This is a genomic window from Stutzerimonas kirkiae, from assembly GCF_004327335.1.
GTDB classification, from domain to species: Bacteria; Pseudomonadota; Gammaproteobacteria; order Pseudomonadales; family Pseudomonadaceae; genus Stutzerimonas; species Stutzerimonas kirkiae.
The window spans coordinates 88,718-112,146 of the sequence record NZ_QJUO01000011.1 but is presented as its reverse complement, the minus strand read 5'-3'; the positions used below and the strand labels follow the sequence as shown (position 1 = coordinate 112,146).

Below are 23,429 nucleotides of genomic sequence, written 5' to 3'. Positions count from 1 at the left end.
GAAGCATGACCGACGAATTGCAGCATGATGGTGAAGAACAGCCACACCTGCTGTTGGTGGATGACGACCCGACCTTCACCCGTGTGATGGCGCGTGCGATGACCCGGCGCGGCCTGCAGGTGAGCATTGCCGGCTCCGCCGACGAAGGGTTGGCGCTGGCGACCCAGAACCTGCCGGATTACGCGGTGCTCGACCTGAAGATGGAAGGGGACTCCGGGCTGGTGCTGTTGCCCAAGCTGCTGGCGCTGGACCCGGAGATGAAGGTGCTGATCCTCACCGGTTATTCGAGCATCGCCACGGCGGTGGAGGCGATCAAGCGCGGCGCCTGCAATTACCTGTGCAAGCCGGCGGATGCCGACGATGTGCTGGCGGCACTGCTGTCCAAGCATGCCGACCTGGATACGCTGGTGCCGGAGAACCCGATGTCGGTGGACCGCCTGCAGTGGGAGCATATCCAGCGCGTGCTGAGCGAACATGACGGCAATATCTCGGCCACCGCCCGTGCCCTGGGCATGCACCGCCGTACCCTGCAGCGCAAATTGCAGAAGCGGCCGGTCAGGCGTTAGTAAAAAAGCGGCTGGAAGCCATACGCTGGAAGCGTGGTCGCGGCAGGGGCGGGGGTCGCTCGTCGGTGCGCACGGCGTGCTACGACGGCTTACAGCTTACAGCATCTGGCCGCTTCCACCATCCCAGTCCAGCTCGAAATGCGAGCCGGGCGCGAAGTGGCCGTCCAGCAGGTCCCAGCGTTCGACGGTGACGTGCTTGTCGGCGCCATCATGCAGGCGCAGGCGGTTGAAGGAGTTCGGCGAGGTGCCGCGCACCCGCGAGGAAAAGGTCGTGCCGGCCTGGACCATCCAGACTTCGCGGGCAAGGTGGGCGTATTGCCCGGAAAGCGGCAGCACATGGGGCAGGTGCACGTGCCCGCCCATGACCAGGTCCAGCCCTTCGGCGGCCCAACATTCCAGGGCGGCCTGGGCGCCGTGCTGGCGATTGCGCACATCGCTCGGGACCATGGCGCCGAACGGCTGGTGCGCGACCACGATACTCAGCTTGCCGGGATCGCTGCCACGCAGCAGGCGGGCCACCCGTTCGACCTGGCCAGGCGTCACCAGGCCGTTCTTGTGGCGACGCGGCGCCGTGGTGTTCAGGCCGATCACCAGCAGGCGCTCGTTTTCGAAGACCGGTTCCAGGTCATCGCCGAAATGCCGGCGGTAGTTGCGGTAGGGAGCCAGGAAGCGCAGCGGCAGGTTATACAGTGGAATGTCATGGTTGCCGGGAATCACCAGGGTATTGCCGATGCCCCTGTCCCGCAGTCGCTGCATGAAGGCCGCCGCCGCGGCGAACTGGCCGTTGCGCGCGCGCTGGGTGATATCGCCGGAGAAAACCAGCAGGTCGGCGCCGTATTCGTCGACATGATCCTCCAGAGCCTGCACCACCAGGGCCTGTTCCGTGCCGAAGTGGGTGTCGGATATCTGCAGGATACTGGTCATGGGTCTTTTGGCCTCTCATGTCGTTCAAGTGCGGCATTATTCCACAAGCCCGGGGCGATCGCGCTATGCCGTTATCCACCGGCAAGGCGCTCCGATAGAAGTGCTGGAGGCTGGAAAGCTGGACGCAACACACCGGTTGCCACGCGCTTTCGTCCAGCCTCGAGCCTTCCAGCGCTGTTTCGGCTGCTTGCCGTGCATAGCGCGAACGCCCTGGCTGCCTTGCGCAGCCCCTGCCCTTGGTCTACCCTCCCGGCCAGCCTCAGGTGCCCAGGCCACGTGCCACATGGGTGAAACAGGGAAGCCGGTCCGATTCCGGCGCTGCCCCCGCAACGGTAGGCGAGTCGAGAAACCCCTTTCGTAGTCACTGTGCCTGTTCATGCATGGGAAGGCTGGGTTTCGGGAGCCGCAGGCTCCACTCGCGAGCCCGGAGACCGGCCTGGCGCATCCATGACGGCGCGGTGGGCGCCAGTTGGGGTGCGTCCGCTCACTCCGCAATGTCCTCCGCACGTTCTTGTTGGCCCTGGGCCGTGCGGGCGGGCACGGCGGAGTTCAAACGATGAATCGATCATTTACCCGGTCGGCGGCTTGCCTGCTGCTGGGCGTTTCCTGCATGGCTTCCCTGGCGCAGGCAGAGTCATTGCTGCTCGATGAGCAGTTGGTGACGGCCACGCGCACCCTACAGTCGCCGGCCAATACCTCGGCCTCCAGCAGCGTGGTGACGCGCGAGGATATCGAGCGCAGCCAGGCGGCCAGCGTGCTGGAGGCCCTGCGCGGGCTGGCCGGTGTCGCGATCACCAGCAATGGTGGCCGTGGCAAGTCTTCCACCGTGCAGTTGCGCGGCACCAACGACAAGCATCTGCTGGTGCTGGTCGACGGTATCAAGGTCGGTTCGGCGACCAGTGGCAGCGCGGCGCTGCACAGTATTCCCGTCGAGCAGATCGAGCGTATCGAAGTGGTGCGCGGGCCGCGCTCGAGCCTCTACGGCTCCGAGGCGGTCGGCGGGGTGATCCAGGTATTCACGCGCAAAGGTTCTGCGGATGGGCTCAAGCCCTATTTCTCCGTCGGGGCTGGCAGCCGTTCTTCCTATGGCGCCACGGCGGGTGTCGCGGGAGGCGACGGTGCCGCCTGGTACAGCCTGGGGGTGGCCAGTGAGTCCACCGATGGCATCAACGCGCGCGCCTACCGTTCCAGCGCTCCCCGGGCCTATGAGCCGGATGCCGATGGGTATCGGGAACTGTCGGCCTCGCTGCGTGGCGGCTATCGTTTCGATAATGGGCTGGAACTGGACGCCAACTGGCTGCAGAGCAAGGGGCACAGCGATATCGACTCGCGCGGCAGCAGCGGCGCCAGCGGTCGCGATGCCTACAGCGACAGCCGTTTGCAGGTGCTGGGCGGGCGGGCGCGTTTCTCGCCGCTGGAGCCCTGGCAGGTGTCGCTGCAGGTCGGCCATAGCGAGGATCGCTCGGATCAGTTCCAGGATGGCGCTTTCTACTCGCGCTTCGATACGGCCCGCGATACGTTCTCCTGGCAGAACGACTTGCGCCTGGACGAGTCGCAGTTGCTGACGCTGGGCTTCGACTACCAGCGTGACCGCATCGATACCAGCAATGACTACCTGAAGGACTCGCGGCATAACCGCGGCGCTTTCGTGCAATACCTGGCCAGCTTCGGCCGGCATGGGCTGGAAGCCGCCCTGCGCCGCGACAAGGACCAGTTCTTCGGCTCCCACGATACCGGTAGCCTCGGTTGGAGCTACGCACTGAACGATGAGCTGACGCTCACGGCTGCCTATGGCACCGCGTTCCGCGCGCCGACCTTCAACGACCTCTATTACCCGGCCAGTGCCTCGACCGCCGGCAATCCCCATGTGCGGCCGGAGGAGTCGGAAAGCTTCGAGGTCGGGCTCAAGGGCAGCCAGCAGTGGGGGGAGTGGAGCCTGAATGCCTTCGAAACCCGTATCGACGACCTGATCGTCTGGAGCGGCAGCAGCCCGATGCGCCCGGACAACGTCGATGTGGCGAGGATTCGTGGGCTGGAAAGCGTACTGCGCACCGATTTCGCGGGCTGGGATATCGTCTCGGCGCTGACCTTCCTCGATCCCCAGGACCGCAGCAAGGAGAACCATGGCCACCTGCTGCAACGGCGGGCCAAGCGGGCTTTCAACCTGGATGTGGATCGCCGCTTCGGCCCGCTGGGGCTGGGTGCTACGCTGTATGCCAGCAGCCAGCGTTTCGACAGTGCCAGCAACACCGACGCATCGCGTATGCCGGGTTATGCGCTGGTCGACCTGCGCGGTGAATACCGCTTCGATCGTGCCTGGCGTTTGCAGGTAAAACTGAGCAACCTGTTCGACCGCGACTATGAAACCGCACAGACCTACGAGCAGCCTGGCCGGGCGGTGTATTTCACCCTTCGTTACCAGGTGCTCTGATAAAGCCGGCACGGCAGTGGCGAGCATGACAGCGTCGGCAGCCGGTATCATTACCCGGCTGCGACTTATGAATATTCCGGGCCGCTTTCTGCAGGTGGCACACTGAGGGGGCATCCCATGCATCATCTTTCCGCTCGTTCGCAGGTATTGATCGGCCTCGGCCTGGCCGTGCTGATGGCGATGACGCGAGGGCAGCATTTCGCCAGCGTGGATAACCTGCCCAGCGCGTCCTGGGCGGTTTTCTTCCTGGCCGGGGTGTACCTGCGCCCGCGCTGGGCATTCGCGCTGTTCTTCGCCGAGGCGACCCTGCTCGATTTCGGCTCGCTGGCCAGCGGCACCATCAGTGACTGGTGCCTGTCGCCGGTCTACTGGATGCTGCTGCTCGCCTATGGCTGCCTGTGGTTCGCCGGGCGCGCGTTCGCCACCCATGTGCAGCCATCCTGGCGCAGCCCGGCGCTACTGGCCCTGTCGCTGGCGGGTACGCTGGTGGTGGCGGCGCTCGTCGCGCACCTGATTTCCAGTGGCGGTTTCTACTTCTTTTCCGGTCGTTATGCCGAGCCGAGCCTGGCCGGCTTCATCGAGCGCATGGGCATCTACTACCCGCGCTATCTATCCAACCTGGCCCTGTATGTGACGCTGGTCGCGATCATTCACATCGGTATGGCCGCCTTCGTGCGTATGCAGCAGCGTGCCACGACGCTGTCGTGACGGTGCGCATGGCCGGGAACGCCGCCTGTCCGGCGCTGTTGATCGCCGCGCCCGCTTCCGGGCAGGGCAAGACCACCGTGACCGCCGCGCTGGCGCGCGCCTACCGTGGGCGCGGGTTGCGGGTACGGGTGTTCAAGTGTGGCCCGGACTTTCTCGACCCGACGATCCTGGCACGCGCCAGCGGCCAGCCGGTGTACCAGCTCGACCTGTGGATGATCGGCGAGGACGGCTGCCGGCGGTTGCTCTGGCAGGCCGCGCAGCAGGCGGACCTGATCCTGGTGGAAGGGGTCATGGGGCTGTTCGATGGCCAGCCTTCGGCGGCCGACCTGGCAAGCTGTTTCGGGATTCCCGTGATGGCCGTGATTGACGCTTCGGGCATGGCGCAGACCTTCGCCGCCCTGGCCCATGGGCTGGTGACCTTCCGGCCCGGCCTGCCGTTCGCCGGGGTGCTGGCCAACCGGGTGGGCAGTGCCGGGCACGCACGGATACTGCGCGACAGCCTGCCCGTGGGCATGCACTGGTACGGTGCCTTGCCACGGGATAACGCTATCGAGTTGCCATCCCGGCACCTGGGGCTGTTGCAGGCCGCTGAGCTGGACGACCTGGATGCGCGCCTCGATCATGCCGCCAGCGCGCTGAGCGAAAGCGCCGAGCTGCCCCTGCCGCTGGCCGTGGATTTCGTCCGTAGCGATCCGCCCGGCAGCGGCCAGCCGCTGGCCGGCGTGCGGATCGGCGTGGCCCGCGACCTGTGCTTCGCCTTTATCTACCAGGCCAACCTCGATCTGTTGCGGGCCCGGGGCGCCGAGCTGGTGTTCTTCTCGCCGCTGGCCGACGAGTGCCTGCCGGCCATCGACAGCCTGTACCTGCCGGGCGGCTACCCGGAGCTGTCGCTGCGACGGTTGCATGGGAACCAGGGCATGGCCGAGGCGATCCGCGCGCACCACCGGGCCGGCAAACCCATACTGGCCGAATGTGGCGGCATGCTCTATCTGCTCGACAGTTTACTCGACCTGGCCGGCGAGCGCCGCTCGTTGCTCGGCCTGCTGCCGGGCGAGGCACGCATGCAAAAGCGCCTGGCGGCCCTGGCCCTGCAGGAAGTGGAACTGCCCGAAGGGCGCTTGCGCGGGCACAGTTTCCATCATTCGACCCTGGATAGCCCGCTGCTGCCGCTGGCCCTGGGCGAGTGTCCGAACGGGCGGGGTACCCGCGAGGCGGTCTATCGCCTCGGGCGCCTGACGGCCTCCTATATTCATTTCTACCTGCCGTCCAATCCGGCGGTCGCCGTGGAGTTGTTGCGACCATGAGTCCTGTACCGATGAACCGGGCCGCATTCCCCGAAGAGCAACGTGCCGGTGTCTACCGTGCCATCGCCGAGCGGCGCGACATGCGCCATTTCGCCGGCGGCGAGATCGCCCCAGAGTTGCTGGTGCGGCTGCTGGAGGCGGCGCACCAGGCACCGAGCGTCGGGCTGATGCAGCCCTGGCGCTTTATCCGTATCCGCCGCACGGAACTGCGCACGGCCATCCATGGCTTGGTCGAGCAGGAGCGGCGGGCGACCGCCGAGGCGCTGGGCGAGCGTTCCGACGAATTCATGCGGCTGAAGGTGGAGGGCATCCGCGACTGTGCCGAGTTGCTGGTGGCCTGCCTGATGGATGGCCGCGAAGCCCATGTGTTCGGCCGCCGGACCTTGCCGGAGATGGACCTGGCCTCGCTTTCCTGTGCGATCCAGAACCTCTGGCTGGCGGCGCGCGCGGAGGGGCTGGGCATGGGCTGGGTGTCGCTGTTCGAGCCGCAGGCGCTGGCCGAACTGCTGCGGGTGCCGGCGGGCGCCAAGCCGGTGGCGATCATCTGCCTGGGGCCGGTGCAGGCCTTCTACCCGGCGCCGATGCTGGCGCTGGAGGGCTGGCGCCAGCCACGGCCGTTGGCGGAACTGCTGTTCGAGGATGCCTGGGGCTCGCCGGAGGGCGAAGGATGAGCCTGGCGCTGACCTGCATGGCCGGGGTGGCGCTGGATATCGCACTGGGCGAGCCACGGCGTGTTCATCCGTTGGTACTGTTCGGGCGTTGGGCCGAGCGCCTGGAGGCTCATTTCAACGTGGCCGGGCGCGGCTGGCGCAGCCATGGCGTCACGGCCTGGTGCCTGGCGGTGCTGCCATTCACGCTGCTGGCCTGGGCGCTGGCCAGCCTGCCGGGTATCGGCTGGCTGGTCGAGGTGCTGGCGCTGTACCTGGCCCTGGGCCTGCGCAGCCTGAGCGAGCACCTGCTGCCGGTGATCGGCGCCTTGCGCCGGGGCGACCTGGAGCAGGCGCGCCGGTGCGTCGGGCGGGTGGTCAGCCGCGATACCGGTGAGCTGGACGAGCAGGGTGTGGCCCGTGCCGCCGCGGAAACGGTGCTGGAGAACGGCAGCGATGCGATCTTCGCCGCGCTGTTCTGGTTCGCCGTGGCCGGCGCCCCCGGTGTCGTGCTCTATCGCCTGAGCAATACCCTGGATGCCATGTGGGGCTATCGCAACGAGCGCTTCCAGCGTTTCGGCTGGGCGGCGGCGCGTATCGACGACCTGCTCAACTACCTGCCGGCGCGGCTGGTCGCCCTGAGCTATGCGCTGCTCGGCAATACCCGCCTGGCCCTGCGTTGCTGGCGGCGGCAGGCGCCGCAATGGGACAGCCCGAATGCCGGGCCGGTGATGGCCAGTGGCGCTGGCGCGCTGTCGATATCCCTCGGCGGTTTGGCGATTTACCACGGCCAGGAGCATGTGCGACCGCTGTTGGGCGAGGGGCCGGCGCCGCGGGCGCGGGACATCGAACGGGCGCTGGACCTGGTCTGGGCGACACTGGGGCTGTGGTTGCTGATTCTGTCGCTGGGAGGCTGGCTGCATGCTTGAACATGGAGGACGGCTGCGCGCGGCGGCGCAGCGTCATGCTATCGCGCTGGAAGACTGGCTCGACCTGTCGACGGGGATCGCACCCCGGCACCTGCCGTTGCCGGCACTGCCCGATGATGCCTGGAGCCGCCTGCCCGAGCCGGACGACCAACTGGAAGCGCTGGCCTGCCGTTACTACGGCGCCGAGGCGGTGCTGCCGGTGGCGGGGTCGCAGATGGCGATCCAGGCCCTGCCGCGGTTGCGCCGCGATGCCCGGGTCGGCGTGTTGTCGCCCTGCTATGCCGAGCATGCCGAGGCCTGGCGCCGCGAAGGGCACCGGGTGCTGGAGATCAGCGAGGGCAGCGTACACCGCGCCCTGGACGGGCTGGATGTGCTGGTGGTGGTCAACCCCAACAACCCCACGGGCAGGCGCCTGCCGGTCGAGCAATTGCTGGACCTGCATGCGCGCCTGGCCGAGCGCGGCGGCTGGCTGGTGATCGACGAGGCATTCATGGATTGCACACCGGAACACAGCCTGGCGGCCCATAGCCAGCGGCCGGGGCTGATCGTGTTGCGCTCGTTCGGCAAGTTCTTCGGCATGGCCGGTGCGCGCCTGGGCTTCGTGCTGGCCAATGTGCGCCTGCTGGCGGTACTCGGCGAATTGTTGGGGCCCTGGACGATCGGCGGGCCGACCCGCTGGCTGGCTTGCTCGATGCTGGCGGACCAGGCTGGGCAATCGCGACAGCGCGAATCCCTGGCGCAGGATGGGGAACGCCTGGCCCGGCTGCTGGAGCGGTACGGGTTACGCCCCGCCGGTGGCTGCGGGCTATTCCAGTGGGTGGTGACCGAAGACCCCGAGGGCATATACCAACACCTGGCACAGCGAGCTATCCTGGTGCGGCTGTTCAGCCACACCTCCAGCCTGCGCTTCGGCCTGCCGGCGGATGAAAATGGCTGGCAGCGGCTGGAGAAGGCGCTGGCCGAGCGGGTGCGTGCGGCATGAGCACCCTGATGGTGCAGGGCACCACTTCCGATGCCGGTAAAAGTACGCTGGTCACCGCCCTGTGCCGCTGGCTGCGCCGCCAGGGCGTCACGGTGGCGCCGTTCAAGCCGCAGAACATGGCGCTCAACAGCGCGGTGACGGTCGACGGCGGCGAGATCGGCCGGGCCCAGGCGGTACAGGCCCAGGCCTGCGGCCTGCCGGCGCATACCGATATGAACCCGGTGCTGCTCAAGCCCAACAGCGATACCGGCGCCCAGGTGATCATCCACGGTCGCGCCATCGGCAATATGAACGCCAGCCGCTACCATGACTACAAGCCGCAGGCGCGCCAGGCGGTCCTGGCTTCGCACCAGCGCCTGGCCGGCGCCTGCCAGGTGGTGATGGTGGAGGGGGCCGGCTCGCCGGCGGAAATCAACCTGCGCGCCAACGACATCGCCAACATGGGTTTCGCCGAGGCAGTGGACTGCCCGGTGATCCTGATCGCCGATATCGACCGGGGCGGGGTGTTCGCCCATCTGGTCGGCACCCTGGAATTGCTGTCGCCGAGCGAGCGGACGCGGGTGCGGGGGTTCGTCATCAACCGTTTCCGTGGCGACCTGGCACTGCTGCAACCGGGGCTGGACTGGCTCGAGCAGCGCACCGGCAAGCCGGTGCTGGGGGTGCTGCCCTACCTGCAGGATTTCCACCTGGAGGCGGAAGACGCCATCGACCGGCGCCAGGCGGCGAAGACTGGCGAGCGCCTGCGGGTGGTGGTGCCGGTGCTGCCGCGGATCAGCAATCACACCGACCTCGACCCGTTGCGCCTGCACCCGCAGGTCGAACTGAGTTTCGTCGGCGCCGGCGAGGCGATCCCGCCGGCGGAACTGATCGTCCTGCCCGGCTCCAAGAGCGTGCGCGCCGACCTCGACTGGCTGCGCCAGCAGGGCTGGGAACCGGCGATCCTCCGCCATCTGCGCTACGGCGGGCGGCTGCTGGGCATCTGCGGCGGCCTGCAGATGCTCGGCGAGCGTCTCGACGACCCGCATGGGCTGGAAGGGCCGGCCGGGGCGAGCCCGGGCCTGGGGTTGCTGGAGTTTTCTACCCGGCTGGCGGCGCAAAAACAACTGCGCAACGTACGTGGGCGCCTATGCCTGGAGGATGCCATCGTCAGCGGCTATGAAATCCATGCCGGCGTCAGCGCAGGGCCGGCCCTGGCGCGTATGGCGGTATGCCTGGACGATGGCCGTGGCGATGGCGCCATCAGCGCCGACGGGCAGATCCTCGGCACTTACCTGCATGGCCTGTTCGAGCAACCCGGGGCGTGCGCGGCGCTGCTGCGCTGGGCCGGGCTGGCACAGGTACGGGAAGTGGATTATCACGCCCTGCGCGAACGCGATATCGAGCGCCTGGCCGACCAGGTCGAACAGCACCTGGACACGGCCCGGCTCCGTCAACTCTGTGGATTGTCGTCATGATCGAACTGATTCTCGGCGGTGCCCGTTCCGGCAAGAGCCGGCTGGCCGAGCGCCTGGCCGGCGAGAGCGGCCTGGAGGTGCTTTATGTCGCCACCAGCCAGGCGCTGGATGGCGAGATGGATGCGCGCATCGCCCATCACCGGGCGCGACGCCCGGCGCACTGGGGGCTGGTCGAGGAGCCCGTGCGGCTGGCGCAGGTGCTGGCCAGCGAAGCCGCCGAAGGGCGCTGCCTGCTGGTCGATTGCCTGACCCTGTGGCTGACCAACCTGTTGCTGCTGGATGATCCTCGGCGCCTGGAGCAGGAGCGCGAAGCACTGTTGCAGGCGCTGGCGTCGGCGCCCGGGCGTATCCTGCTGGTCAGCAACGAAACCGGCATGGGCGTGGTGCCGCTGGGCGAACTGACCCGCCGTTACGTGGACGAGGCCGGCTGGCTGCACCAGGCGCTGGCCGAACGCGCGCAGCGGGTGGTGCTGACGGTCGCCGGCCTGCCGCTGGTACTCAAGGGGGATGCGTTATGAATGACTGGTGGAGCCTTGACTGCCGGGCGCTGGATGAGACGGCGCGGCAGCAGGCGCTGGCACGCCAGCGGCAACTGACCAAGCCCTATGGCGCGCTGGGGCGGCTGGAGACGCTGGCGGTCGAACTGGCGGCCATGCAGGGCCGGGAAAAGCCCCGGTTGGAGCGGCTGGCCATCAGCGTGTTCGCCGGCGACCATGGCGTGGTCGCGGAAGGCGTGTCGGCCTACCCGCAATCGGTGACCGGCGAGATGCTGCGCAATTTCGTCCGTGGTGGCGCCGCGCTCAGTGTGCTGGCGCGGCATCTCGATGCGCCGCTGGAAGTGATCGACCTGGGGACCGTGCAGCCGCTGCGACTGGATGGCGTACGCCATCTGCGCCTGGGACCGGGTACCGCGAATATGGCGCAGACGGCGGCGATGACGATCGAGCAGTGCGATGCGGCGCTGGCGGCTGGCCGCGACTCGCTGCGGCGCGCCGCCGAGGGTGGCGCGCAGCTCTTTATCGGCGCGGAGATGGGCATCGGCAACACCACGGTGGCCTCGGCCCTGGCCTGTGCCTTGCTCGGTGCCACGCCGGCGGCGCTGGTCGGCCCGGGCACCGGGCTGGACGACCAGGGCGTACGGCACAAGCGCCGGGTCATCGAACGCGCGCTGGCGCTGCATGAGGCCTCCGCGCCACTGGATATCCTGCGCAAGCTGGGCGGCTTCGAGGTGGCGGCGCTGTGTGGCGCCTACCTGGCCTGCGCCCAGGCCGGTATCCCGACGCTGGTGGACGGTTTCATTTGCACAGCGGCGGCGCTGTGCGCCACGCGGTTGAATCCGGGCTGCCGCGACTGGCTGCTGTTCGCCCATCGTTCCGCCGAACCTGGGCATGCCGCGCTATTGCAGGCGCTGGCCGCCGAGCCGCTGCTCGACCTTGGCCTGCGCCTGGGCGAGGGCAGTGGCGCGGCGCTGGCGGTGCCGCTGCTGCGCCAGGCCTGCGCGCTGCACGGGGAAATGGCCACCTTCGCCGAAGCGGCGGTATCGGACCGCCCGGCATGAAGCTGCGCCTCGACCTGTTGCGCCATGGCGAGACGCTGCAGGGCGGCGGTTTTCGTGGCCGTATCGACGACGCCCTGAGCGAAGCCGGCTGGGCGCAATTGCACGAAGCGGTGGCGATGGGGTCTGGCTGGCAGCGGATCATCAGTTCGCCACTGCGCCGTTGTGCCGACTTCGCCATACATCTGGCCAATGAGCGCGGCCTGCCGCTGGAGTTGGCGGACGACCTGCGCGAACTGGATTTCGGCGAGTGGGAAGGGCGCACCGCCGCCGAACTGATGGACGGCCAGAGCGAGGCGCTGGGGCGCTTCTGGGACGACCCCTATGCCTTCACCCCGCCGGGCGGCGAGCCGCTGGCGGTATTCCAGGCGCGGGTGCTCGATGGCGTCCGGGCGCTGGTACGGCGGCATGCCGGGCAGCGGCTGTTGCTGGTCACCCATGGCGGTGTGATGCGCCTGTTGCTGGCGCAGGCGCGCGGGTTGCCACGGCAGCGGCTGTTGCAGGTGGAAGTCGGGCATGCCGGGCTGTTCGGCCTGGAGGTCGGGTTGCGCGATGGGGAACTGTTGCTGGAGGAACGATGCAGCCGCTGCTGATCGCCTTGCAGTTTCTCACCAGCCTGCCGGTGCGCCTGCCCGGCCTGCCCGAGCCCGGGCAGATGGGGCGTTCGCTGCTGTATTTTCCGTTGGTGGGGGCGCTGCTGGGGGCGCTGCTGTGGCTGGCCAGCCTGGCGTTGGCGGGGGCGCCGCTGCTGTTGCAGGCCGGCTTGCTGCTGGCGTTGTGGATCGGTCTGAGCGGTTTCCTGCACCTGGACGGCCTGGCCGATAGCGCCGATGCCTGGCTGGGCGGCTTCGGCGAACGTGAGCGCACCCTGGAGATCATGAAGGACCCGCGTAGCGGGCCGGTCGCCATTGTGGTGCTGGTGCTGGTATTGCTGCTCAAGTTCGCCGCGCTCGCCGCTCTGCTGGAGCAGGGCGTGGGTTTGGCGCTGATACTGGTGCCGGTACTGGGGCGCAGCAGCCTGCTGGCGCTGTTCCTGAGCACGCCCTATGTGCGCCGGGGCGGTCTGGGCGAGGCGATGGCCGAACACCTGCCGCGTCGTGCCGCCTGCGCGGTACTGGCGTTGGTGGCGCTGGCGGCGTTGCTGGCCGGCTTCTGGTTGGCGCTGCTGGCGGCGCTGCTGGCCTTCATTGTCTTGCGCCGGCAGTTGCTGCGGCGGCTGGGAGGCACCACGGGGGATACCGCTGGTGCGCTGCTGGAGTTGCTTGAAGTGCTGGTGTTGGTGGTCCTGGTGATTCAGTGATTTTTCAGTCGCGAGCGCGAAGGGCCAGCGACTGGATTGGCAATGGTGTGTCTGGCCATAGCGCCGTAGAGCGTGACCTCGGACTCAGCGTTCCTGTGCGAATGCCAGGTGGCGGTACTGGGCACGCGTGAATACCTCCCTGTAGCTCTTCGCCGCCATCCCTGGCGGCGAAGGCCCCGCCCCGCCACCTGGCATGCGCACAGCCACTCTCGGCGGTGCCTGTGGGAAAGAGCTGGCCCAGGGAATGATTCAGGCACCGCGCCGACAGCTCTTTCCATCGTCGCCTGGGTATTTACCGCGAGCCCGGCCGCACTGCAGTTTTTCAACAGCCGGCCAGCGCCTGTCGCACCCTGTTCGCTACGCGACAGCACTGCGGCGAAGACGCGCAGGAGGCTGGCACCTGGTGTCACGACAGGCATCAACATGTCGGCATGTGCTCAGCTCTCTGTGGGAAGGGTGCGCCGTGCGCACCTGGGATAGCGGTGCCGAGCACTCAGGTGCGCGCGGCGCACCCTGCACAAGGCTGCCGTCCGCGACATTTGATCGTTGACGCGACACGAGTGGGGGCTACCATCGCTATTGCTCGCCACGCTCCAGCCAGTCCGTCGGCAGGCGTTTACTGGCGCGAGCGCCCAGATGGCGCAACTGCTCGGCGCGCGTCACCAGGTTGCCACGGCCATCGGCGAGCTTGCTGCGCGCGGCCTGGTAGGCCTTGTCCAACTGCTGCAGGCGGCTACCCACTTCATCCAGGTCCTGTACGAAGGCACTGAATTTGTCGTACAGCGCCCCGGCCTTTTCGGCGATTTCGCGGGCATTCTGGTTCTGCCGCTCCTGGCGCCAGAGGTTCTCGATGACCCGCAGCGTCGCCAGCAACGTGGTCGGGCTGACGATCAGGATATTGCCGTCATAGGCTTCCTGCACCAGTGTCGGCTCGGCCTGCAGGGCCGTGGCAAAGGCCGACTCCACCGGCACGAACAACAACACGAAATCCAGGCTGCGCAAGCCTTCGAGCTGCTGGTAATCCTTGAACGACAGCCCCTTGAGGTGATTGCGCAGCGACAGTACATGCTGCTTCAGCGCCATTGTCCGCGCCGCATCGTCATCGGCCTGGATAAAGGTCTGGTAGGCATTCAGGCTGACCTTGGCATCCACCACCACCTGCCGCTCGCCAGGCAGGCTGATCAGCACATCCGGCTGGAAGCGCTCGCCGGACGGGCTGCGGAAGCTGGCCTGGGTCTGGTATTCGCGGCCCTTCACCAACCCGGCCTGCTCCAGTACCCGCTCCAGCACCAGCTCGCCCCAGTTACCCTGGGTCTTCTGCCCCTTCAGGGCACGGGTCAGGTTGGTCGCCTCGTCCCCCAGGCGCTGGTTGAGCTGCTGCAGGCGCTGGATTTCGCCAGCCAGGGAAAAACGTTCGCGAGCCTCGCTCTGGTAACTCTCTTCCACGCGCTTCTCGAAGGACTGGATACGCTCCTTCAAAGGCTCCAGCAGTTGCCCGAGCCGTTCACTGCTGCTATCCGCGAAACGCTGCTCGCGCTCATCGAAAATGCGCCCGGCCAGCTCCGCGAACTGCGCCCGCAACTCATCACGCGCATTCTGCAGATCGTCCAAACGCTGCTGGTGGGAAGCTCTCTGCTCACGCAATTCGCTGCCCTGGGCGGCGAACTGCGCGCTCAGCGTACGCAGCTCTTCCCGCAAGGCATCCCGCTCGCCCAGCAGGTCGCCCAGGGTTTCGCGCTGCTCCCGCGCCTGCTCCTGCAACCAGCCGTTCTCCCGTCGCAGAGCCAGGAGTTCGGCCTGCTGCGCGGACCTCACCTCGTTGCAATCGGCCAGGGCCAGCCGGCAGCCGTCCAGTTCCTGGCGTAAGCCCTGCTGTGCCAGCAGCGCCTGCTCCAATCGCTCCTGCGCCAGAGCCAGGTCGCCGCGATACGCCTGCAGGCGTCGTTGCGTGAATAGAAGCGCGCCGGCCAGCGACAGGACAAGACCAACCAGCGACCAGACGAGCATGGGTTCGGAAAAAACGGGCATGGACGACTCCGGAGGAACTGCCCGGCAGTATAGCGATTAGCGCCGGGTGAAAACGGGCAGGCCAGCGATGTGGCAGGGCGATCATCGCGCTATGTCGTTATTCACCGGCAAGGTGCTTCGATAAAAGCGCTGGAGGCTGGAAAGCTGGACGAAAAACACTGGTTGCCACGCTCTTTCGTCCAGCCTTCCAGCGCTGTTTTCGGCTGTTTGCCACAGGAACGCTGGGCCCGAGGTCACGCTCTACGGCGCTATGGCCAGACACACCATTGCCAATCCAGTCGCACTGTCCGTCCGCTGAAGCAGGTATATGCCTGCCCGCGAAGCAGTGCTATTCGCGGGCGAGCCCGTTCCTGTGGGAGGCTATAGCATCAGCAGCGTCACCGCCCCCGCGGCCAGGCCGCCAACGATCACCGGCAGGGTGCGCACAGCCAGGTCACGGCCGCCGATCAGGGCGATCAGCCCGGCCTTGACCAGGCTGTTGCTGAGGGCGGCGAGGAAGATCGCCTGTACGGCCACCTGATGATCCAGGCCGGACTGCGCGCTGCGAGCCAGTGACAGGGTGATGGCATCGACGTCGGCCAGGCCCGAGAGCAGCGACACCAGGTAGACGCCCGAGTCGCCCATCCAGTGGCGGCCCGCCTCCACCAGGAACAGGATGAACACCAGCAGGGCGGCGAAGCGCAGGGCGGGCGCCAGTTCGAAGGGGTTCTTCAGCGGCGGCTCGCCACCATCTTCCGGCTCCTTGCCCGCCAGTCGGTAAAAGATCAGCGCTCCCAGGCTATACACCAGGGTGGTGACCAGCAGCGGCGTGACCAGCGGTGCCAGCAGCGTCGGGTTGACCAGCCCCACCTCCAGCAGCACCCGCGGGAACATCACCGCCGAGGTCGCCAGCAGGCCGCAGGCCAGCATGGCGTGCAGGCTGCGGTTGCCTCGCAGGCGCGAGAGGGTGACGGTCATCGCGGTGGAGGAGACGATGCTGCCGATCACGGCGGTGAACAGCAGGCCGTGGCGGGTGCCGAGCAGGCGGATCGCGACATAGGCGGCAAAGCCGATACCGGCGATCAGCACCACCAGCCACCAGATGACATAGGGGTTGAACACGCCCCAGGGGCCGTAGCCCTGGTTGGGCAGGGCCGGCAACAGCACCAGGGAGATGAACAGCAGTTTCAGCGCGCCGATCAACTCATCTTCGTTGAGGCGCAGCAGGGCGCTGTGCATGGCCCGCTTGAGGCTCAGCAGCAGGGCCACGGCCACCGCCCCGGCTGCCGCCAGCGCGGCCTGGTCGGCCAGGGCCAGGCTGCCGAGCAGGAAGGTGATCAGCAGTGCCACTTCGCTGGTCATGCCCAGCGAATGGCGCTGTAGCAGGTCGCCCACATAGGAAGTCAGCACCAGTGCTGCGAAGCCGATGAAGATCACCGCCCAGGCAATCACGCCGAACTGTTCCGCGAGCAGCATGGCGAAGCCGCCCAGTATCCCGGTCAGGCCGAACGTGCGGATGCCGGCGGCCAGGTGGTTGTCATTCTCGTTGCGCTCCTGCCAGCCGCGTTCGGCGCCGATCAGAAGACCGGCGGCCAGGGCGCTGGCGAAGTTGAGCAGGATTTGTAGAGCGTCGGGCATGGTCGATCCTTGCTGTGTGGCTGTTGCGGGGCGGCTGGAGCCGCCTCTCGTTCGTGATTATTCGTCATTTCAACGGCAGGTGCCGGCTCATCAATGCCCGCAGGGCGGCCGGCTTGACCGGCTTGGGCAGGAAGTCCAGCCCGGCGGCGTGTACCTGGGCGATCAGTTCCTGCCGCCCGTCGGCGCTGATCACCACGCCGGGAACCGGCTGGCCGAGGCGGGTGCGCAGCCAGGCCATCAGGCTCGGGCCCGTGTCGCCGGCGTTCAGATGGTAGTCCACCAGCACCAGTTGCGGCTGTACGTCGTTCGCCAGCAGATGCTCGCACTCGTCACGATTGCGCGCGGTCCAGACCTGGCAACCCCAGCGTGACAGCAGGCTCTGCATGCCGATCAGGATGCTGTCCTCGTTGTCGATGCACAATACCTGGGCGCCGGACAACTGCGTCGGCATGGTTTCGCTGGGGCTGCGCGGCTGTACCTGCGTCAGGATGCCTTCGGCGATGGGCACGGTGACGCTGAATACGCTGCCCTTGCCGACCCAGGAGCGTACCTCCAGCGGGTGTTCGAGGACACGGCACAGGCCATCGGCGATGGCCAGGCCGAGGCCGAGGCCTTTTTCCGCCCGGGTCTGGTGGCTGTCCAGGCGCTTGAATTCCTCGAAGATGACCCGCAGCTTGTCCTCGGGAATGCCGGGGCCACGGTCCCAGACTTCCAGGCACAGGGTCTTGCCTCGCCGCCGCACGCCAAGCAGTACCTGGCCGTTGGCATAGCGGAAGGCGTTGGTCAGGAAGTTCTGCAGCACGCGCCGCAGCAGGCGTATGTCGCTGTCCACCCGTAGCCGGCTGCCGCGTACGCGGAAGTCGATGCCCTGTTCCCGGGCCAGGGCGGTGAACTCGGCGCCCAGGGTGTCGAACAGCGATGACAGCGCGAAGGGGTTGCGGTCCGGGGTGATCCGGCGGTTCTCCAGGCGCGAGATGTCCAGCAGGTCGGTGATCAGGTCTTCCGCCGAGCGCAGCGCGCTGTCCAGGTGGCGCACCAGTTGCTGGGCCTCGCTGGGCAATGCCTCCTGCTGGTGGGAGAGCGCCGCGGAGAACAGCCGGGCGGCGTTCAGTGGCTGCATCAGGTCGTGGCTGACCGCGGCGAGGAAGCGGGTCTTGGACTGGTTGGCGGTTTCCGCCGTGCTCTTGGCCTCGATCAACGCCTTGTTCAGTTGCGACAGCTCCTGGGTACGCTCGCTGACGCGCTGCTCCAGCCCCTCGTTGGCATCCTTGAGCGCCTGCTCGGTTTCGCGGAAGGCGGTGATGTCGCTGAAGCTCATGACGAAGCCGCCGCCGGGCATGGGGTTGCCGATCAGTTCCACCGCACGGCCATTGGGGAAGACCCGCTCGGAGGTATGCGCACGCCCCTGGCGCATCCAGTACAGGCGCTTGGCGACGTGGGTGTCGGGGTCGCCGGGGCCGCACAGGCCGCGCTCGGCGTTGTAGCGGATGACATCGGAAATCGGCCGGCCGATGTAGATCATGCCCTCGGGGTATTCGAAGATTTCCAGGTAGCGGTGGTTCCAGGCCACCAGGCGCAGGGACTGGTCGACCACGCTGATGCCCTGGGTGATGTTCTCGATCGCGCCCTGCAGCAGGGCGCGGTTGAATTGCAGCACCTCGGAGGCCTCGCCGACGATGCGCACCACGTCCTCGACCTGCATGTCGCGCCCTTCCAGGGCGGCCTTGACCACCGCGCGGGTCGAGGAGGCGCCGAGCACCCCGGCCAGCAGCCGTTCGGTGTGGGCGATCCACTGGCCATCGGCCTGCTGGCGCGGCGAGAACTCATGGCCGTGGCGGCGCGCGAAGCGCTGGAAGCTCTGCTCGGCGCGTTCGGTGCCGACGAAGCGCGAGGCCAGCGACAGCAGGTCTTCCACCTGCACCGCCAGCAGGCGGCGGTTGCTGTTGGGCGAGGTGAGTTCCTGGCCGATGAAGCGGCTGGCCTGCCAGTGCTCGGCGACGCGGGTCTGGCTGAGGATGGAGACCCAGAAGAACAGCGTGAAGTTGCCGGCCAGGGACAGGCTGACGCCCAGGGTCAGGGCGCTGATGTCGAAACCCAGCGGGTCGCTGTGCATCCACACCAGGCCGGGGAACATTTCCAGGGGCCAGCCGAGCAGCGGCAGCACCAGGGTGTAGATCCAGATCAACCCGCCGGCGGTGAGGCCGGCGAACACACCGCGGCGATTGGCCTGTTTCCAGTACAGCGCGCCGACCATCGCCGGCGCCAGTTGCGTCAGCGCGGCGAAGGCGATCTGGCCGATGGTCGCCAGGCTGGCGGATGAACCGAGCAGCCGGTAGCTGACATAGGCCAGCAGCAGGATGGCGATGATGCTGATGCGACGCACCGACAGCATCCAGTGGCGGAAGGCCTCGAATGGCCGCTCCGTTTCCTTGCGCCGCAACAGCCAGGGCAGCAGCATGTCGTTGGATACCATGGTCGACAACGCCACGCTGGCGACGATGACCATGCCGGTGGCCGCCGAGGCGCCGCCGATGAACGCCAGCATGGCCAGCGCCGGATGCGCTTCGGCCAGCGGCAGGCTGATGACGAAGGTGTCCGGGCTGACCCCGGCGGGTAGCAGCATCTGCCCGGCCAGGGCGATGGGGATGACGAAGATCGCCGCCAGCACCAGGTAGAGCGGGAAGACCCAGCGTGCCAGGCGGAAGTCGCGAGGTTCGATATTTTCCACCACGGCCACGTGGAACTGCCGTGGCAGGCAGACGATGGCCATCATCGCCACGGTGGTCTGCACCAGCATCGACGGCCAGTTGACCGTCGACACCCAGTATTCGCTCAGTGCCGGGTTGGCATAGGCCTGGTTGAACAGGTCGCCGAAACCGTTGAACAGGCCGAAGGTGATGAAGGCCCCGACGGCGAGGAAGGCCAGCAGCTTGACCAGCGATTCGAAGGCGATGGCCAGCACCATGCCACGGTGGTGCTCGGTGACATCCAGGTTGCGCGTGCCGAACAGAATGGTGAACAGCGCCAGGGCGATGGAGACGATCAGCGCGGTGTCGCTGGCGCCGGCCGGCACGGTTTCGGAATTGTTGCCGATCAGCAGGTTGACCCCGAGCACGATGCCCTTGAGCTGCAGGGCGATGTAGGGCAGCACGCCGACCAGGCAGATCAGCGTCACCACCACCGCCAGGGTCTGCGACTTGCCATAGCGGGCGGCGATGAAATCGGCGATCGAGGTGATGTTTTCCTGCTTGCTGATCAGGATCATTTTCTGGATCACATGGGGTGCGAACAGCAACAGCAGTATCGGCCCCAGGTAGATCGGCAGGAACGACCAGAGCTGTTCGGCGGCCTGGCCGACCGCGCCGAAGAAGGTCCAACTGGTGCAGTACACCGCGAGCGAGAGGCTGTAGATACAGGCACGGATGCGCGGTGGCATGGGGGCCTGGTGGCGGTCGCCATAGAAAGCGATGGCGAACAGAATGGCCATGTAGATGAGGGCGACCAGAGCGATCAGCCCACCGGACAGCGTCATGCGGACTCCAGATGAATGGCCAGGGCTCCGCAGGAACGGTGGCCGGCAGTGTATGATCGGATGCGCGAGTTTCGCAGCAAACCGCTGGCAAGTGTGACGGTTGCTACCATGGTCGCATGGGCGAGCGCCGATGGCGCCTGCGAGCCTCTGGGACGGCGTTCGCGGGCCATGTGTCACTTTCGCCAGCGTGTATTCTAGGGGCTGTTGAGGTTTCGTCGCGACAACGCGGAATGCGACGAAACGCCAGTGGACGCTGGCGCTCGCGACGGCACTCGATATGTGTGGTACTGCACCAAGGGTCGCCACGGTTTCGTGCGAGGATCGTCGGCCACGTTCGAATGGTCGTGGCGGCTCGCCCATGCAAGGCGGCGGACTTTCAATCAATCAGGAGTTCAGGATGTTCATGCCCAGCCCGGTTTCCCTGCAGCGCGGTGCGTTGCGTCTCGATCCCATGGTGGAGGCGGACATTCCCGTACTGGTTGCCCTGGCTGACCGCAACCGAGAAGTCCTCGCCTTCCTCGATGGCCCCGTGCGGCCCGACTGGTATCGCCAGGCCCTGGCCGCCCAGCGCGAAGGGCGGGCCGTGGTGTTCACCGCGCGCCTGGCCGAACGGGTCGTCGGCACCACGCGCTTCGCCGATTTCATGCCGGTGCTGCCGGCCGCCGAGCTGGGGTGGACCTGGCTCGACCAGGCGGAGCACGGCACGGGCTTGAATGCTTCCATCAAGTACCTGTTGCTGCGTCACGCCTTCGAGCAGTGGCGGCTGGTACGCCTGCAACTGAAGACCGCCGCCAGCAACCTGCGCTCGCAACGGGCACTGGAGAAACTCGGCGCGGTCCACGAAGGGCGCCTGCGCAACCATCGGCGGCTGGCCGATGGTCGTCTCGACGACACTATCCTCTACAGCATCACCGACAAGGAGTGGCCGGCGTTGCGGCGTCAGTTGGAAAGCGGGTGCCAGTGAGGTGAGCGGGGAGCGAACGCACTTCTGGTAGTCACGGCCTTGCCGGCTGCGGCAGAGCGATCGTGACATATCCGGGACGGAAGGCGTTACGGTCATGCCTCTCAACGTTTTTGCCAGGACGAATAGCGGGGAAACGCGCTGCAGGCGGCCGGCCATACGCCGATTTCCCCTCTCCCCTCGCGGCTACAGCGTGCACACCTCTTCGTCCCTCGGCATCCGCACAGCCACTATCGGCGGCGCCTGAGGGAAAGAGCCAGCAAAACCGAAAGCCCTATGCATGATTCGGACTGCGCCGACGGCTCTTTCCATAGTCGCCTCGGGTTCGCGATACCAGGAACGCCAGGACAAGGCGTAGATGTGTGCATCCGTTTCCCGCAGGGGTGAAGGGAGCCCGTAGTGCGCCACACCTGAGCCATACACTTGACCGCCAGGGGAAGGGCCCAAGCGGAGGCTTCTCTTCGCAAGCCGTACAAGCATGGTGAAAGGCCTAGGGCCTGTTGACGTTTCGGCATGGATGGCCGGATCGAGGTACAAGCGGACAGTCGAAAAGCGCTGGCTGAACGACCGGCACACGGCGCCAGCTTTTCGTCCAGCGTTCAACCATCAGCGCTTTTAATCGAAAGCCGAAGGCCGCTTGTGCCTCGAAGAAGCCCGTTCGGAGGGCTGGGATGGAAATATATTTCCATTTTTATCAATGAGTTAGAGCGAAATGTCAGCAGCCCCTAGTACTTAATGACGCAAAAGGGTTTGACCCAGGATGCCAGCGGCACCCGGTATGATCAGGGGCTCAGTTGCTGATGACGGAGGGGGTTGTCCGGGAAAGTCGATAGCTAAAGCTTGCCAAACTTCTGCCGAATGAAGGGGGAGGAACGCAACCGGGAAGGAGAGACTGCGATGGAGATAGGAGGACTAGCGGCCGCACTGTCCATTTGGCAATCCAAGGTCGCGGGCGCGGGGCAGGCGGCACAGCAGGGGCAGCCGCCACTGGTTCGTCAGGACGCGTCGGCGCTCGAGGCCTCGGTGATCTACCATTCAAACTCGGAAGACCCTGTCGATCGCGGTGACTTCGATGTGTATCAGAAGACGGGACGTCCCGCTTCCAACTATGCGACACGCGCCGAACCGGTCGTGTTGGCAGCGCTCGGAGCAGTCCAAACCTCCTTGGCATCAGCCTACGCAGACTTTCAGAAGACACTGACTGCAAGTGATCCTGATCTTGCCGAGAAGCACTTTGGTTTCAGCGTCGGGCCTGATGGTCGCCTGGTTGCCGTCAATGCGGGCTCATTGAATCAGGATCAGATCCAACGCCTCGAAACGGCGCTGAATGCTTCTTCCAGGCTTGTGAACGGCGCCAACAGCTTTGCAAGGCTGAGCATGGAGTTCGTGGCTGCCAGCCCGGTTTATGAGTACGGCAAGTTCCATCTGGACACGGACAACTACGCCAGTACGATCGACCTTGGCCGGGCACTTGGCGTTGGTGCTCAGTCCGGTCAGGATCGTTTCAACGGTCAGTGGGACATCCAGTTGTGGCGAAACGGTGAGAAGCGCTACGACGGTTGGGAAAAGCTTGTGGATGGGCAGTGGGCCGATGCCCCCGAGTATCAGCCTCAGAGCGTCGTCGCTTACAGATGACCGCTCCGCCCATCCCTATTTCTGCTGTCTGCGGATGCCACCGCCCAGCATTGCAGTAAGTCGGTCAGGTAGTGCGATAGCGCTTGGCGTAGTCAGCGAACCCGGTCACCCGAGCCAGTAATGTGCCTGGCGATGGTGCGTGCTGGTGAACCTGTAGGCATCGTATGCGCACAGCTACCGTGTTTCTCCGAGGTTCGTGCCGGCACGGACGCATGGATATCGCCAGCGGCTCGGAGTGAAGCGCGTACTTGATTGCCAATCCATTCGTAACGGGGCATGCCCCGAATCCCTTGCGAGTGATGGCACAGGGCTGTACCCTGCGCGGCGGAGAGTCGATCGGGCAGTCGCTGTTCCCTTTTGCCATGCAGGAGGGGAGGGAGGAAAGTCCGGGCTCCATAGGGCAAGGCGCCAGGTAACGCCTGGGAGGCGCGAGCCTACGGAAAGTGCCACAGAAAACAACCGCCTAAGCGTTCAAGCGCCGGTAAGGGTGAAAAGGTGCGGTAAGAGCGCACCGCACGGCTGGCAACAGTCCGTGGCTAGGTAAACCCCGCCTGGAGCAAGACCAAATAGGGATCCATTGGCGTGGCCCGCGCTGGATCCGGGTAGGTTGCTAGAGGCAGTCAGTGATGGCTGTCGTAGAGGAATGACTGTCCTCGACAGAACCCGGCTTACAGATCGACTCTCCACCTCCTTTCCTGCTGTCCGTCGCCTTTCTCGAAATTTTCGAAAGTCATCACTCCTGACAAATTACTTTAAGTTTGTCAGGTAGCTGTTTGTTTCTTCTCGTCTTGTCTTCGAAGACCCCGCTTTCACTCGCCTTAGTTTCCCTAAATTCCCGTCCTGTAAGGAGTTTTCC

Annotated in this window: 18 protein-coding genes, 1 other RNA gene and 1 riboswitch; of the genes, 15 read left to right on the top strand and 4 right to left on the bottom strand. The window is 66.3% G+C overall.

The features are described 5' to 3' along the window. Positions 1-5: 5 nt before the first annotated feature. Complete coding sequence (locus DNJ95_RS08440) at positions 6-566, top strand: response regulator transcription factor (RefSeq protein WP_131184274.1); 561 nt, start codon at positions 6-8, stop codon at positions 564-566. Positions 567-662: 96 nt separating this feature from the next. Here the strand turns inward: DNJ95_RS08440 and DNJ95_RS08435 are convergent, their stop codons facing one another. Further along, positions 663-1,490, bottom strand: coding sequence for a metallophosphoesterase family protein (locus DNJ95_RS08435; protein WP_131184273.1), 828 nt, complete (start codon positions 1,488-1,490; stop codon positions 663-665). Between the two features lie 244 nt (positions 1,491-1,734). Then, positions 1,735-1,944, top strand: a riboswitch (cobalamin riboswitch). A gap of 102 nt (positions 1,945-2,046) precedes the next feature. Here DNJ95_RS08435 and btuB point away from each other — a divergent pair. The 11 genes from btuB to DNJ95_RS08380 all read left to right on the top strand — a co-directional run bounded on the left by btuB (position 2,047) and on the right by DNJ95_RS08380 (position 12,800). Then, a complete protein-coding gene (btuB, locus tag DNJ95_RS08430; protein WP_131184272.1) occupies positions 2,047-3,921 on the top strand; it encodes a TonB-dependent vitamin B12 receptor in 1,875 nt (624 codons plus the stop codon). 117 nt (positions 3,922-4,038) lie between these two features. Beyond that, the gene (locus DNJ95_RS08425) at positions 4,039-4,629 is read left to right on the top strand and encodes a hypothetical protein (RefSeq protein ID WP_131184271.1); all 591 of its coding nucleotides are present in this window, start codon (positions 4,039-4,041) and stop codon (positions 4,627-4,629) included. An 8-nt stretch (positions 4,630-4,637) separates the two neighbouring features. Next, positions 4,638-5,933, top strand: a complete 1,296-nt coding sequence (locus DNJ95_RS08420) for a cobyrinic acid a,c-diamide synthase CobB (protein ID WP_131184287.1) — start codon at positions 4,638-4,640, stop codon at positions 5,931-5,933. Positions 5,934-5,944: 11 nt separating this feature from the next. Continuing rightward, a complete protein-coding gene (gene bluB / locus DNJ95_RS08415; RefSeq protein WP_131184286.1) occupies positions 5,945-6,604 on the top strand; it encodes a 5,6-dimethylbenzimidazole synthase in 660 nt (219 codons plus the stop codon). Then, on the top strand, positions 6,601-7,509 hold the full coding sequence (gene cbiB / locus DNJ95_RS08410; protein ID WP_131184270.1) for an adenosylcobinamide-phosphate synthase CbiB: 909 nt from the start codon (positions 6,601-6,603) through the stop codon (positions 7,507-7,509). The genes bluB and cbiB overlap by 4 nt, the downstream gene beginning before the upstream one ends. Beyond that, positions 7,502-8,491 carry a threonine-phosphate decarboxylase CobD gene (gene cobD / locus DNJ95_RS08405; protein ID WP_131184269.1) on the top strand — a complete coding sequence of 330 codons (990 nt, stop codon included), beginning with the start codon at positions 7,502-7,504 and terminating at the stop codon, positions 8,489-8,491. Before cbiB ends, cobD begins: the two co-directional genes overlap by 8 nt. Beyond that, complete coding sequence (locus DNJ95_RS08400; protein WP_131184268.1) at positions 8,488-9,945, top strand: cobyric acid synthase; 1,458 nt, start codon at positions 8,488-8,490, stop codon at positions 9,943-9,945. Before cobD ends, DNJ95_RS08400 begins: the two co-directional genes overlap by 4 nt. Then, the gene (cobU, locus tag DNJ95_RS08395) at positions 9,942-10,463 is read left to right on the top strand and encodes a bifunctional adenosylcobinamide kinase/adenosylcobinamide-phosphate guanylyltransferase (protein WP_131184267.1); all 522 of its coding nucleotides are present in this window, start codon (positions 9,942-9,944) and stop codon (positions 10,461-10,463) included. The genes DNJ95_RS08400 and cobU overlap by 4 nt, the downstream gene beginning before the upstream one ends. After that, complete coding sequence (cobT, locus tag DNJ95_RS08390) at positions 10,460-11,503, top strand: nicotinate-nucleotide--dimethylbenzimidazole phosphoribosyltransferase (RefSeq protein ID WP_131184266.1); 1,044 nt, start codon at positions 10,460-10,462, stop codon at positions 11,501-11,503. The genes cobU and cobT overlap by 4 nt, the downstream gene beginning before the upstream one ends. Further along, complete coding sequence (locus DNJ95_RS08385; RefSeq protein WP_131184265.1) at positions 11,500-12,093, top strand: histidine phosphatase family protein; 594 nt, start codon at positions 11,500-11,502, stop codon at positions 12,091-12,093. Before cobT ends, DNJ95_RS08385 begins: the two co-directional genes overlap by 4 nt. Next, a complete protein-coding gene (locus tag DNJ95_RS08380) occupies positions 12,078-12,800 on the top strand; it encodes an adenosylcobinamide-GDP ribazoletransferase (RefSeq protein ID WP_131184264.1) in 723 nt (240 codons plus the stop codon). The genes DNJ95_RS08385 and DNJ95_RS08380 overlap by 16 nt, the downstream gene beginning before the upstream one ends. Before the next feature lie 576 nt (positions 12,801-13,376). On the opposite strand, the gene DNJ95_RS08375 is transcribed toward DNJ95_RS08380, so the two are convergent. The 3 genes from DNJ95_RS08375 to DNJ95_RS08365 form a co-directional block, all read right to left on the bottom strand. Beyond that, positions 13,377-14,828 (bottom strand): DNA recombination protein RmuC, encoded by a 1,452-nt coding sequence (locus tag DNJ95_RS08375; protein WP_131184263.1) that lies wholly within the window; start codon positions 14,826-14,828, stop codon positions 13,377-13,379. Between the two features lie 360 nt (positions 14,829-15,188). Then, entirely contained in the window at positions 15,189-16,445 is a 1,257-nt protein-coding gene (locus DNJ95_RS08370; protein ID WP_131184262.1) for an MgtC/SapB family protein, read from the bottom strand. Positions 16,446-16,509: 64 nt separating this feature from the next. Continuing rightward, positions 16,510-19,977, bottom strand: coding sequence for a hybrid sensor histidine kinase/response regulator (locus DNJ95_RS08365; protein WP_131184261.1), 3,468 nt, complete (start codon positions 19,975-19,977; stop codon positions 16,510-16,512). Between the two features lie 397 nt (positions 19,978-20,374). Between DNJ95_RS08365 and DNJ95_RS08360 the strand changes: the two genes are divergently transcribed. The 3 genes from DNJ95_RS08360 to rnpB all read left to right on the top strand — a co-directional run bounded on the left by DNJ95_RS08360 (position 20,375) and on the right by rnpB (position 23,260). After that, entirely contained in the window at positions 20,375-20,941 is a 567-nt protein-coding gene (locus DNJ95_RS08360) for a GNAT family N-acetyltransferase (protein ID WP_131184260.1), read from the top strand. Positions 20,942-21,835: 894 nt separating this feature from the next. Further along, positions 21,836-22,573: a hypothetical protein gene (locus DNJ95_RS08355; RefSeq protein ID WP_131184259.1), complete on the top strand. Its 738-nt coding sequence runs from the start codon at positions 21,836-21,838 to the stop codon at positions 22,571-22,573. Between the two features lie 328 nt (positions 22,574-22,901). Beyond that, an RNA gene (gene rnpB, locus DNJ95_RS08350) (RNase P RNA component class A) lies at positions 22,902-23,260 on the top strand. The last annotated feature ends 169 nt before the right edge of the window (positions 23,261-23,429 follow it).